12 protein-coding genes are annotated in these 13,597 nt (G+C 33.3%); 2 read left to right on the top strand and 10 right to left on the bottom strand.

Features of this window, described 5'->3' with window-relative positions; genetic code table 11:
- Positions 1-650 precede the first annotated feature (650 nt).
- The 5 genes from JOD96_RS00405 to rpsF form a co-directional block, all read right to left on the bottom strand.
- Positions 651-1,124 carry a DUF6495 family protein gene (locus tag JOD96_RS00405; RefSeq protein ID WP_209562287.1) on the bottom strand — a complete coding sequence of 158 codons (474 nt, stop codon included), beginning with the start codon at positions 1,122-1,124 and terminating at the stop codon, positions 651-653.
- A gap of 92 nt (positions 1,125-1,216) precedes the next feature.
- On the bottom strand, positions 1,217-4,411 hold the full coding sequence (locus tag JOD96_RS00400; RefSeq protein ID WP_209562286.1) for a carboxypeptidase regulatory-like domain-containing protein: 3,195 nt from the start codon (positions 4,409-4,411) through the stop codon (positions 1,217-1,219).
- A gap of 101 nt (positions 4,412-4,512) precedes the next feature.
- Entirely contained in the window at positions 4,513-4,953 is a 441-nt protein-coding gene (rplI, locus tag JOD96_RS00395; protein ID WP_209562285.1) for a 50S ribosomal protein L9, read from the bottom strand.
- A gap of 69 nt (positions 4,954-5,022) precedes the next feature.
- Complete coding sequence (gene rpsR / locus JOD96_RS00390; RefSeq protein WP_002987043.1) at positions 5,023-5,319, bottom strand: 30S ribosomal protein S18; 297 nt, start codon at positions 5,317-5,319, stop codon at positions 5,023-5,025.
- Positions 5,320-5,324: 5 nt separating this feature from the next.
- Positions 5,325-5,666 (bottom strand): 30S ribosomal protein S6, encoded by a 342-nt coding sequence (gene rpsF, locus JOD96_RS00385; RefSeq protein WP_026729424.1) that lies wholly within the window; start codon positions 5,664-5,666, stop codon positions 5,325-5,327.
- Positions 5,667-5,843: 177 nt separating this feature from the next.
- Between rpsF and JOD96_RS00380 the strand changes: the two genes are divergently transcribed.
- The gene (locus JOD96_RS00380) at positions 5,844-6,542 is read left to right on the top strand and encodes a LytR/AlgR family response regulator transcription factor (protein ID WP_209562284.1); all 699 of its coding nucleotides are present in this window, start codon (positions 5,844-5,846) and stop codon (positions 6,540-6,542) included.
- On the opposite strand, the gene priA is transcribed toward JOD96_RS00380, so the two are convergent.
- From priA to nadC, 5 genes are all read right to left on the bottom strand, one after another.
- A complete protein-coding gene (priA, locus tag JOD96_RS00375; protein ID WP_209562283.1) occupies positions 6,539-8,989 on the bottom strand; it encodes a primosomal protein N' in 2,451 nt (816 codons plus the stop codon). The genes JOD96_RS00380 and priA overlap by 4 nt on opposite strands.
- A gap of 24 nt (positions 8,990-9,013) precedes the next feature.
- Positions 9,014-9,769, bottom strand: a complete 756-nt coding sequence (gene bla-B1-FLAV / locus JOD96_RS00370; protein ID WP_209562282.1) for a subclass B1 metallo-beta-lactamase — start codon at positions 9,767-9,769, stop codon at positions 9,014-9,016.
- Positions 9,770-9,787: 18 nt separating this feature from the next.
- The gene (locus JOD96_RS00365) at positions 9,788-10,219 is read right to left on the bottom strand and encodes a DUF2147 domain-containing protein (RefSeq protein WP_209562281.1); all 432 of its coding nucleotides are present in this window, start codon (positions 10,217-10,219) and stop codon (positions 9,788-9,790) included.
- Complete coding sequence (locus JOD96_RS00360) at positions 10,216-11,145, bottom strand: YihY/virulence factor BrkB family protein (RefSeq protein WP_209562280.1); 930 nt, start codon at positions 11,143-11,145, stop codon at positions 10,216-10,218. The genes JOD96_RS00365 and JOD96_RS00360 overlap by 4 nt, the downstream gene beginning before the upstream one ends.
- A gap of 91 nt (positions 11,146-11,236) precedes the next feature.
- Complete coding sequence (gene nadC, locus JOD96_RS00355; protein ID WP_209562279.1) at positions 11,237-12,094, bottom strand: carboxylating nicotinate-nucleotide diphosphorylase; 858 nt, start codon at positions 12,092-12,094, stop codon at positions 11,237-11,239.
- 246 nt (positions 12,095-12,340) lie between these two features.
- Between nadC and JOD96_RS00350 the strand changes: the two genes are divergently transcribed.
- The gene (locus tag JOD96_RS00350; protein WP_209562278.1) at positions 12,341-13,441 is read left to right on the top strand and encodes a DNA alkylation repair protein; all 1,101 of its coding nucleotides are present in this window, start codon (positions 12,341-12,343) and stop codon (positions 13,439-13,441) included.
- Positions 13,442-13,597: the final 156 nt, after the last annotated feature.

Below are 13,597 nucleotides of genomic sequence, written 5' to 3'. Positions count from 1 at the left end.
TGTACGAAATCAAAAAATATAAAGCTAAAATAATTTGAGTTACTAACGCAAACTTGAGTAAAAGAGTATTTGTCAATTCCATAGGCAAAATAAATTAAATTCTAAAATTACCGTTGTAAAACAAGAAGTAAACTGGGTTATGATTATTGTTTAAAAAATATATCATCATTATGAATTTGATATATTATTAGGCAAATCAAAAAACGTTGTTTGTTTAACTTTCTTTGATTAAAAATAATAAAAATTAAAATACAAAACAAACATAAAATTCTTATTTTTTTTAAAAAGCGAGAACCGTACTAATTACACAAACGCTTGGAAACCTAATAAATACAGTGTTTTTCACAGAAAAGTAATCGATTATTGATATCTCAAAAAAATCAAGTATTTTTCATAATAAAATAAATATGTAAGTTTAATATTACTTTTAAGAAATTTTTTTATGCTTTTTTTAAGAAAAAAAATATATTTGAAAAGTAAAACTTACATAATCTAATTAAATTAATTAATTCCTTCAATATTAACAAAAAACACGTAAAAATACGGGTATAGAAAAATAAAAAAGATTAAACAAAAGTTAAAAAAATAAAAATAGGTAAATAATTTAACACCAATCATTTACCTATTTAATTAAAAAATAATCGTACAATTTACGATTCAATAATCGTATTAATCTGTTTGAACAGTTGCCCATCACTTAAAAACGCTCCCTGTTGAATTAAATCAAAGATAGAAGAGTTACGATCTTCAGTAAATACTTTTTTTCCTACTTTCATTTCTATGTTTTCAGTAAACATATTATCACTTAGCCATTGTAAACCATCTTTAGTAAGAAAGTCAGTTTCCGGAACCAATGATTTTAAAACAATTGACTGAACATAAGTTTCAAAACATTGAAACAGAAAAATATGATTTTTAGAAAAATGTTCCAAAAACTCTGCTCTTGATAAAACACCTTCCCAAATCAAATCAGAAAAAACATCCAATTCCTGTTCTGCTACTACTGGTCTATTTTCTTTTATCGAATCCCACTCTGCCTTATCAATTGCCTGCGTTGCAAGGAAACTTGAAAATTCTGCATGTAATTCATCAAATTGTTCTTTTGTCAGTCTTGCGTATTTCATTATTGCTTTTCAAAATTATAATGTTAAATGGCTTATTTATATAAAAAAAAGCCCCCTCAAATGAGGGGGCAAATTTACAACATCTTTATCTATTAGAAAATATATCTAATACCAAATTGCATTTGCCATCTTGATGTTAAACTAGCATCATAGTTAAACGTTTTGGTCTGAGTATTAGTAAAAGTATAAGTTGGTGTGTTTCCTGCAACAGTCACGCCAATCGGCTGTACACTCGTAGGCACCTGAACTACTCCCCAATCCGAATTAATTAAGTTCCCAACATTCAAAATATCAACACTAAACTGAATGGTGTTCTTTTTTTCTGAGGCGGATGAAACCCTGAAATTATAGTCCTGCAAAAATTTCAGATCCCATTTTCCTCTCCATGGAGAAATTGCTCCGTAACGCTCTGCATACTCACCCCTTCTGTCTCTTAAGTATTCATCCTGCTCAATAAATTTATCAAAAGCCTCACCTTGTCCTGCTCCTGAAAATGTCATTTGTGCAATTTCAGCAGAGGTAGGAACATAAATTAAATCATTCACCGCAGAACCATCATTATTTATATCTCCTCCATAAGTATAACTAAAACGTCCACCCTGAGCATATTCAAAAAAAGTAGACAGCGTTGTTGCCCATTTATCATTCCCATATCTCCATTTTTTTGAAGCTACCCCAATAAAACGATACGTATCTCCATATTTAGAATTAGAAAGCACATCTTTATTTACATTTCCTAGTGCAGGGTTAAATGCAAAAGCATCACCTGTAATTTCAGCCTCAATAGAATTTACATCTTTAGAAATCAAATAATTATAAGCCAAACTTGCATAAAATCCGTTCTCAAAAGTTTTTTGAAGCTTAATAGAACTATTAAAAGCAAATCCTTTATCTGAATTTGTCATTACATAAGCATTATTAGCTCCTTTATCCGCAGCAGTATAAATCAATCTGTTATCTACACCGCCCAAAGTTCCTGTCGGATCTTTTAAGCCCCAGTTTTGCACATGAACACCATTAATATCTTTATTATAAGATACATCAACTGTCAAAACATAATTACTTTCAAATTTATGATCAAAACCTACACTTGTTCTCCAAACCTGCGGCCATTTATAATTTGGATCCATAATCTGGAAAAAGCTGTCATCTGCACCACTAACCTGGTTTCCTAACCAAACAAAAGGAATTCTTCCGGTAAAAATTCCTGATCCGCCTCGAAGTTGTGAGGTTGCATCATTTTTAATATCCCAATTAAAACCAAGCCTTGGCGACCATAAAATCTTATCGCTTGGTAAATCTGTTGAAATCAATTTAACCGCCTTACCAGTTTCCGGATCATAATAATCTATATTATTATCTCGTCCGGCTCCACCATTATCAGTGTCAATATATTTCTGAATCAACTCATCAGTATTGAAATACAAAGGTTTATCTGCTCTTAAACCAATTGTCAGTTTAAAATTATCAGCAACACTCCAGTCATCCTGAGCATAAAATGCCCATTGACCTACATTAAGTTCTGCCAGTTTCCATCCGCCATCTGATCCAACAGCAAAATTGCTTTTAGATTCTGCCATATCTTGTGCATACTGAAAGTTTTGAGCAACAATACTAGTAGCATAAGGCCTAGCCGCGTCATCTAAAAATGCCTGTACGTTTGAGTAAGGAGTAAAAAAAGTTCCCGCATAACCATTTGGATTTCCAAAATTGTCATATCCTGCCAGATTGAATGAATTCTCAAAATTAAATTTCTCAAAAGAAGAACCAAAAGTAAAGGCATGGTTTCCGCTGGTGTAAGTAAGATTATCGGTAATCTGAATTACTTTTTGCTTAAGCGTATTATTGATAGAAAATGGTTCATGACCTGCAATAATATAATTTGCCCCTGATCCATCCTGAATATTAATTACAGGAGCCGGAGACGAAAACGGATCTCTAAAATCATTAAAATAAGTATAACCAGCCTGAAGTTTATTAGAAACAGACTCACTAAATTTTGAGTTTAACTCTAATAAAAATGAATCTAATTTATTATTAATCTGATATCCTGCATTCTGAAACTGAAGTATTGAAGCATTTGGCCCTCTAAATCCTAAAGCGGTTGGGTGTGCAGGCTTATCTTTTGAAGCATCAAGGAAATTATAAATAACAGCCAGTTTATTGTTATCATTAATATTCCAATCCAGTTTTATAATCCCTTTAGTAGAATTCGATTCATGGATAAAACCCTGATAAGCTCCCGGATTATAATTAAAATTATTACCCTGTGCATCTTTTAACCCCATCAAAGCACTTGAAACGGCATCTAAATCTGATTGTAAAACTCTGGATTCATTAATTCCGGTAATACCATCATTGTTATTGGCGATAAAATTAGAGCCTAAGTCAGTCCTTTTATCAATTTCAAAATTTCCAAAAATGAATAATTTATCTTTTATAATTGGTGCTCCCAAACTAAATCCTGCCTGAGTTTGCTCTAAAGAAGGTACAAATATTTTCTGTCCTTTGATTTTACTTCCGGTTAAATCCTGATTTCTGTAAAATGCATAGGCAGTACCATGAAACTCGTTAGTTCCTGATTTTGTAACAGCATTAACAGAAGCTCCTGTAAATCCTGACAAAGTAACATCATAAGGAGCAGTTGCTACCTGAATCTGATCGATTGCATCTAATGAGATTGGCTGAGCGTTAGTCTGCCCGCCAGGGGTTGCTGCATCGAGTCCGAACGGGTTATTAAAAATAGCTCCATTCAGAGAATAGTTATTATACTGATCATTTCTTCCCCCGAATGAACCACCGCTTGCTGTTGGTTCCAGTCTGGTGAAATCTTCTGCTGATCTTGAAATCGTAGGTAAAGCTGTTAATTCTCTTCTGCCAATTGTTGTTTCTGCACCTGTTCTTCCGCTTTGGAAAACTTTATTCTTAGAGACCACTTTTACTTCTTCCAGAGCCTGGCTTTCACTTGTTAAGTCTACATCTAAGCTAAATACTTTTCCTAAATCGAGATAAACATCATTATACTCCTGATTTTGGTAACCAACAAAACTGACAGTAATTTTGTATGGCCCTCCAATTCTCATATTCAAAATATTAAATCTTCCGTCTTCATTAGACAGGGAAGAATATTTAGTACCCGACGGAGTATGGACTGCCAAAACAGTAGCTCCCGGCAAAAGTTCGTTTGCCGAACCCTTTACAATCCCTTTAATACTCGATGTTGTAGTCTGCGCTACACTGACGGTAAAACCGAAAATACACAACAACAATACAAAGATTTTTTTCATTTTTTCTGATTTTGAGTGAGTTATTTCCCTCAAAATTAGTCAAAAAAAAATCACTCCGAAGAGTGATTTTTATATTTTATTAACAATAAGTTAACAAGTTGTTATTTTTCTGCGATAATCTCGTATGGCAATTCAACGATAACATCTCTGTGTAAACGGATGCTTGCATTGTATTTTCCTGTACGTTTAACGATTCCGCTTGTGATGAATTTTCTATCGATAGCGTTACCTGATTTCTCTAATGCCTCAGCAATATCAATGTTAGTAACAGAACCAAAAAGTTTTTCTCCACCAGCTTTAGCTGTGATTTTAATTTCAAGAGCTTTTAAAGTTTCAGCAGTTGCTTTTGCATCTGCAACAATTTTAGCTTCTTTGTGAGCTCTTTGTTTTAAGTTTTCAGCTAATACTTTTTTTGCAGAAGGAGTTGCTAAAGCAGCAAATCCCTGAGGAATCAAAAAGTTACGACCGTAACCTGGTTTTACAGATACTACATCATCTTTAAACCCTAGGTTTTGTACGTCTTGTTTTAAAATAATTTCCATGTTGTTGTCCTTATAATTTTAGAAGTTAGGTTCCGTCTAACGGGAAACCAACAACTTTGTTTTTTTTTACTATTTTAATAAATCGGCCACGTATGGCATTAAAGCTAAGTGACGAGCTCTTTTTACAGCTACAGAAACTTTTCTTTGGTATTTTAATGAAGTTCCTGTTAAACGACGTGGAAGAATTTTTCCTTGCTCGTTAACGAATTTCAATAAGAAATCAGCATCTTTATAATCGATATATTTGATTCCTGATTTTTTGAAACGACAATACTTTTTAGTTTTGTTAGTTTCAATGTTTAAAGGCGTTAAATATCTGATATCTCCGTCTTTTTTTCCTTTTGCAGATTGCTCTATTGTAGACATAATAATTAAGCTTTAGTAGATTTTAATTTGGCTCTTCTTCTTTCAGCCCATGAGATAGCATGTTTGTCTAAACTTACAGTTAAGAAACGCATAACTCTTTCGTCACGTCTAAATTCAGTTTCAAAAGCTACAAGAACTTCTCCAGCTACTTTGAATTCGAATAAGTGATAAAAACCACTTTTTTTGTTTTGGATTTCGTAAGCCATTTTTTTCAGACCCCAATCCTCTTTCGATACCATTTCAGCTCCTCTACTAGTAAGAAATTCTTCAAATTTCGTTACTGTTTCCTTCACCTGAACTTCAGATAAAACGGGATTTAAAATGAAAACAGTTTCATAATGATTCATAAATACAATATTTATTTGTTAAAATTGGGTGCAAAAGTAAGCATTAAATTTATATACACAACACTTTTTTGCATTTATTCGTTATAATGCAAAAAATAACCGCTGAATTTAGTTTTTTTACCAAATAAATAATACATTTACTATTGCTATCCTGAATTTATTCTAAATTTAAATGTTATGAAACTAAACTGTGTTGTTGTTGATGATAGTTCTATACAAAGGACAATTATTGCAAAATTAGTTAATAATCACCCAGGTTTGCACTTAGTTGGGGATTTTTCTAATGCAATAGAAGCCAAAAGCTGTATCTCTTTAAATAATATTGACTTAATTTTTTTAGATATTGAAATGCCTGTTATCAATGGCTTTGACTTCCTTGACGGATTAAAATCTAAACCCCAGATTATATTTATTACTTCAAAAGCAGAATATGCTTTGAAAGCTTTTGATTATGATGCTACCGATTATTTACAAAAACCAATAGCAGTAGATCGTTTTAATGCTTCTGTAAAAAGAGCAATCGACATGCATTTACTTAAAAAAGAAGTAAAGGAAGAAGAGGGCGAACATATTTTTATAAAAAGCAATCTTAAAAAACTGAAAATTTTCACTTCAAAAATTAAATGGATTGAAGCTTTTGGAGACTATGTAAGAGTAGTTACCGAAGACGACAGCAATCTCGTTCTATCTACCATGAAGTCTTTTGAAAATGATCTGTCAAAGGACAAATTTATCCGCGTACACAAATCCTATATCATTAACATAGATAAGGTTGAACGTTTTAATAGTAAATTTGCAGAAATTGGTATTACCAAAATCCCCTTAAGCAGAAATAAGAAAGAAGATTTGGTAAGAGCGCTTTCTACCTCATCTTAATAAAAATCGACGTTTATAGTCACTTTTATAGCTCTGTACTGAGCAACGGCCTCAAAACTATTCAACATTTTCTGAATAGTTTTTTTTGTACCTCCCAATGGCAGGTTCTGAGGAATTTTAATTAGGATTGTACGGATATATTCATTTCTGATTCTATTAATTGCCGGTTCTTCCGGGCCTAAAACAGGCATATCAAGATTCTGGCTCAAAACCTGATACAACCACATAGCACCTTCTTTTAACTTATCATAATCCTTGTTTTTCAACGTCAGTTTTATAATCCTGAAATAAGGCGGATATTTATAAATCTGCCTGTCATACAATTGCTCTTTGTACATCCCCAAATAATTATGGTTTGTAACCTGTTGTATTGTATTATGATTTGGGTTATAGGTTTGAATTATTACTTTCCCTTGTTTATCAGCTCTCCCCGCTCTTCCGGCAACCTGTGTCATCATTTGATAACTTCTTTCAAACGCTCTGAAATCAGGATGATGCAGCATATTATCAGCATTCATAATACCGACAAGACTTACATTATCAAAATCTAAACCTTTGGCCAGCATTTGTGTTCCGACTAAAATATCTATTTCACGGTTTTTAAAAGAATCTATAATTTTTTCAAAACCAAATTTACCACGCGTCGTATCCTGATCCATTCGCCATGTTTTAGCTTTAGGAAAAAGAGACATTAATTCCTGCTCAATTTGTTCTGTACCAAATCCTTTTGTAGTCATATCTACACTAGAGCAGCTATGACAATGTGTTGGTTTTGAAATGGAATAACCACAATAATGACAGCGTAATTGATTTTTATGCTTATGAAAAGTCAGGCTCACGTCACACTGCTGGCAATGTGGCACGTGTCCGCAAGTCAAACATTCTATAATAGGAGAATATCCTCGTCTGTTTTGAAATAAAATTATCTGCTCGCCCAAAGTTAAGGCTTCAGCAATTTCTTCTATTAACACATCACTAAAATGCCCTGTCATCCTTTTTCTGAAGTGCTTATCCTTCAAATCGACTAAAACAATTTCAGGCATTCGTACATTATTATAACGTTCTGAAAGCGATACCAAACCATATTTGTCAGTTTGTGTATTAAAATAGGTTTCTATACTTGGTGTTGCAGATCCTAAAAGCACTTTGGCTTTATGCAGGTTAGCTAAAACTATTGCAGAATCACGCGCATGATATCGGGGTGCAGGATCAACTTGCTTAAAAGTCTGTTCGTGCTCTTCATCCACAATTAACAACCCTAAATCGGCGAAAGGCAAAAACAAAGCCGACCTCGCGCCAATGACAATTTGAGCCTTTTCTGAGTTTTCAAGCGTTTGTTTCCAAACCTCTACCCTTTCATTATTGCTATATTTGGAATGAAAAACGGCTACTTTGTCTCCAAAATGAAGTCGTAATCTGGAAACTAATTGGGTCGTAAGCGCTATTTCCGGAAGTAAATACAGAATTTGTTTTCCCGAGCTTAAATACTCTTCAATAAGTTTTATATAAATCTCTGTTTTACCGCTTGAGGTTACGCCATGAAGCAGGCAAACTTCCTTTTCGCTTAAATTCTTTTTTATAGAATCAAAAGCTGCTTCCTGCGCTTCACTTAGCAGCAATTGTTTTTCAGACGCTTTGCCTTCGTAAGAAACCCTGTCATGCTGTATAAAATATTCCTCCAGAATTTCTTTTTCGATTAAAGCTTTTATAACGGTAGAAGTTGAGCCTGAAACCTCTGTTAGTTTTTTAACTGTAACGGGACTCTTTTCTAAAGCTCTTAACTGAAAATAGGATAAAACAATTTCTTTTTGCTTATGAGCACTTTTAAGCACTTGTAATAACTGCTCCAAACCTTCGTCTGTTTCATATTGGCTGTGCAATTTCACATAACGAATCAGTTTAGGTTTGTAGCTTTCTTTTATTTCCTCTTCTAAAACAATGATATCTTTTAAAATCATTTTTTGCAGGACCGGAAGTATATTTTTCTTATTCAGAATCGAAACGATATCCTGAACTTTAAGAGAACTTTGATGATGTAAAGCTTCATAAATTAAAAACTCATCATCAGAAAGCTCACTGTCATTTACTGTAACATTTGGTTTGTGCGAAATAATTGTTTCGCTCTCCAACAATAACCCTGTAGGGAACGCACCACGATACACGTCTCCAATGCCACACATATAATAATTGGCAATCCAAAGCCAGTGCTTAAGCTGAATTTCTGTACCAATGGGTATTTCGTCCAAAATCTGATGGATTTCCTTAGCTTCATATAAGTTTGGAGCATTTTCATGAATATCCATAACCAGACCTGTGTACATTTTACTTTTTCCAAAAGGCACTGCAACCCGCATTCCTTTTTTTATAAAATGGAATTCAGTTTCAGAAACCCTGTAAGTAAATGTTTTGGCTAAAGAAAGCGGTAAAATAACTTCGACGAAATACATGTAAAGATTTTATGGTCTGTAAAATTACTTTTTATTTAATTTACCAGACGCTTTTTCATTATTATATTCCTGAACTAATTTTAAAGTATGATCCAGAGATTGCGTATCAGTCCAGTCTTCATGCCCAGGAATAATATATTGTGGTGCTTTGCATTTCGATTTTACTTTTTTAATCGATTTTTCCCACTGCTTTACATCAGAATCACCCAGGTAACCCAAATCTTTTGCAGCAGCACTTTTTATAAAACAACCTCCATAAAGTACTTTTTCTTTAGCAAACCAGGCCACAATATTATCTGGTGCATGTCCTTTTCCGGGATAAAACACTTCAAACTTATATTGCCCAACGGTAAATAGCGTATCATTTGGCACGATATATTCTGCTCTTGGCTTATTTTCTTTCTTTAAAATTTCATCGGTAAGTTTTCCTGTGTAGGTTTTAATTCCTTTTTGTTTGTAAAATGCAATACCTCCTGCCCTGTCGTCATGAGAATGCGTTGCAAAGCACATAACGACTTCCTTATTATGTTTTGCTTTTATACTGTCCAATAACGGCTGAAATTGTGTTTCATCCCACGGAGCGTCAAAGAGCACAACGCCTTTGTTGGTTACAAGATACATGGCATTGGCCGAAATCAGCGTTCCGTTGTAATCATGGAATGTTTTATAAACATAAAAGTCACCTGTTAGATGACTTATGGGTAATGCAGAATTTTTAGATTGTCCGAAACTATTTGGCAAGATGGCCAGAAATAAGACTATCAACACTAATTTTCGCATATTTTATTTTAAATATAATTAATTTTTAACTCGTGTCCAGTATTGGGTTCTTCCCATAATGGCAACTCCAACGTAACCACGCAGTTTCAATTTATCAGCAGAATCTAATGTGATATAGCATTTGTACTTTTTACCGTTTGTAGGATCAAGAATACTTCCTCCGTTATATTCCTTACCGTCTTTTTTAAGACCGTTGATAATAACCATCCCCAAAATTGGTTTATTTTTTTCTGCACCTTCGCATTTGGTACACACATCTTTTTTGTGACTATCGCGAAGTATTTCTACGACTTTACCGTAAACCTTACCCGATTTCTCGTAAACTTCTACAATTGATTTTGCTTCTCCCGTTTCATCATCGATAGTTTTCCATTTTCCAATTACACTTTGGCTCTGAACTGTGCCTAATGCAAAAAAGAAAATACCGATCGTTAACATCCAATTTTTCATAATATATTTATTTTTTTTTGTTTTAATTTTCTGACCGTAGCGTTCAATTCGAACCCCAAAAGCAGAATCATACAGTTTATCCAAATATAAAACATTAGAATTAATAATGTACCAATTGAACCATAAAGTTCGTTGTATTTTGAAAATTTTATAACCCAAATCCCGAAAAAGAACGAAGATATAACAATTAACACTGTTGTAAAAACTGATCCAATACTAATAAAAGGCACTTTATTGTACTGCTTTGTACCATAACGAAGTAATATTGAAGTAGTTATAAGAATCATCAACATTACAAACACATATCGGCCCAAAATGATTAGTGGAATGTTATCACTTAGTACATCCTGAATGATGGTTTTCTGAATTAAAACCTCAAAAACGACAATTGTTGCCACCGTTACAAACAATATTATTGTCATAACCAATGAAATTGCCAATGCAACCAGATACTGGCTAAAAAAACCTCTTTTATCAAAAACATGTTTTGACGATTCAAAACCGCTCAAAATTCCGTTGATCCCGTTTGCCATTAAAAAAATAGACAATAAAAATCCCGAAGAAAGTAAACCCGAGTGACTATTATTTAAGATATCTGTAATAATTTTACTAATTGCATCATAAGTATTTGGAGGAACTCCCTGTTGTACAAAAAGCAGAAAATCGGCCTGAAATCCTTCTATAGGAATAAAAGGAATTAAATTCAGAATGAATAAGGTAAACGGAAACAAAGCCATAAAAAAGCTAAAAGAAACCGCACTGGCATGATAGGAAAACGCTCCTTCAAGAATTCCTAAAACGTACAACTCCAGTAAATCGTATAGCGAAAAACCTTCCAGCCATGGAAGCTTTATTCTTTTTAAGCCCCGCACCACAGAGCGCAACAGCGGAATTCTTTCAATCCGATCTTCTATCTCTTTCGACATATTTTTTTGATTTTAGTCCCGAAGCCCCGGGATTGAGGCCAGATTTTAGATTACAAACCTAACTCATAATTTATAACTCAAAACCAATCACTTAAAAAGCTTTCAAGCTCAGGTCCATATTATAAATTGAATGTGTCAATGCTCCCGATGAAATATAATTCACACCGCATAAAGCATATTCACGAATGGTTTTTTCGTTTATATTACCCGAAGATTCTGTCTGGCATTTGTTTCCAATTAATTTTACTGCCGTCTTTGTATCTTCATAATTAAAGTTATCAATAAGAATTCTATGAACGCCATCACTCAATAAAATTTCTCTGATTTCATCTAAATTTCGGGCTTCAACAATAATTTTTAAATCCAGGTTATTTTCTTTAAGATATGCTTTTGTTTTTTTAATTGCAAGTGTAATTCCGCCTGCAAAATCGATGTGATTGTCTTTTAACATCACCATATCATAAAGTGCAAAACGGTGATTTTCTCCGCCTCCGATTTTTACAGCCCATTTTTCTGCAGCTCTGAAATTTGGGGTCGTTTTCCTTGTGTCTAATATTTTAGTCCCTGTTCCTTTTAAAAGCGCAACATACTGATTTGTTTTTGTAGCAATTGCAGACATACGCTGCATCGTGTTCAAAACTACTCTTTCGGCTTTTAGAATTGACTGTGAGCTTCCCGAAACCTCAAACACTACTTCTCCATATTCTACATGTGTACCGTCTTCTATATAAGTTTTTACTTTTAGCTTAGGATCTACATGTTCAAAAACCATTTTTGCCAATTCAACGCCCGCAATTATTCCCTGATCTTTTACCAGTAATTTAGCCTGACCATGTGCCGTATCAGGAATACAGGCCAATGAACTGTAATCTCCTGTGCCCACATCCTCACGAATGGCATTGCTTATTAATAATTTTAATTCGGCTTGAAATTGTATATCGCTAATCATTTTTATAAATTTTATAAGATGCTAAAGTAAAACTTATTTTGTGGAATTGAAAGTTAAACAAGTTCTAAAAATCGAGAGACATTCAAAAAATACTTTAATATAACAAGAAAAGTAGGTAAAATTATGATAAAGAAACATTCTTGATTTATTTATTAAAAGAATGGTTTTCATAAATAATTTATTCTAAAATCTACCTTTTTAATATTAAAAACATTAAATATCTTTGAGCTTCAATCAAACAAAATTATGGGTTTAATTAAAGATATTTATTCGGTTTCCTTTTACGAAAAATTTGGTCAGGCTGTTGCCGAAGTTCATCCTTCGTTCGATAAAAAGAAATTTATAGAAACCATTTATGAGGGTGATTTTGCTCAAAAAGAATGGAAAGAACGAATGAAACATACCACAGTGGTTTTGCATCAGTTTATGCCGGAGAATTTTCCTGAAGCCGTTTCTTTAATTGATAAAATCATCCAAAACTTAAAGAAGAATAGTTTTACTGAGGGCAATCTGGCTTTCATTTTTTTTGCCGATTATATCGAAATATACGGCTTGGACGATTTTAAAACTTCGGCAAAAGCCTTTGTTTCAATAACACAATTCATCAGTTGTGAATTTGCAGTCCGTCCGTTCATTTTAAAATATAAAGAAAAAATGATCGATGAAATGATAAAATGGTCTTTGCACGAAAATCATCATGTACGAAGATTGGCCAGCGAAGGTTCAAGACCCCGATTACCCTGGGCGATGGCAATTCCTTTTCTTAAGAAAGACCCGGCTTCTATTCTTCCAATTCTGGAAAATTTAAAAAATGATCCTTCAGAATATGTCCGCAGAAGTGTTGCAAATAACTTAAACGACATTGCCAAAGATAATCCACAAATTGTGCTTGAAATTGCCTCAAAATGGAAAGGCCACAGCAAAGAAACTGACGGCATTATAAAGCATGGATGCAGAACTTTATTAAAACAGGGACATCCGGAAGTTTTAAATCATTTTGGTTTAGAAAGTGCTAATATTGAGCTTTCGTCTTTTGAAATTAAAACCCCAATTGTAAAAATTGGAGATTACCTGCAGTTTCATTTTTACTTAAACAATAAAAATAAAGAGGCAAAAACAGTACGTTTAGAATACGCTGTTCATTACAAAAAAGCAAAAGGGCATTTGGCAAAAAAAGTTTTCAAAATCAGTGAAAAAATATATCAGCCGAATCAATTAACAAAAATCGAAAGAAACCAGTCTTTTAAATTAATTACAACAAGAGTTTTTCATACGGGAGCACATCAATTGTCTATTATTATTAATGGAACTGAAAGTGAAGTTTTGGATTTTGAATTGATTGAATAGATTTAAAACACGAATTTCATTTAATTTACAACTAATTGATTTTTAAGATTTTTATCAATTCTGAGAAACGAGTAATCTTTCACCGCATTGTCAGACTGAGCGAAGTCGAAGTCTTGCAAAGTGATTCAGCACACGGGACTTCGACTTCGCTCAGTC

The sequence above is a fragment of the Flavobacterium sp. 1355 genome (assembly GCF_017833415.1).
In the GTDB taxonomy this organism is placed as follows: Bacteria; Bacteroidota; Bacteroidia; order Flavobacteriales; family Flavobacteriaceae; genus Flavobacterium.
Note: the sequence above shows the minus strand (reverse complement) of the source record. Positions and strands in the feature narration are given on the sequence as shown.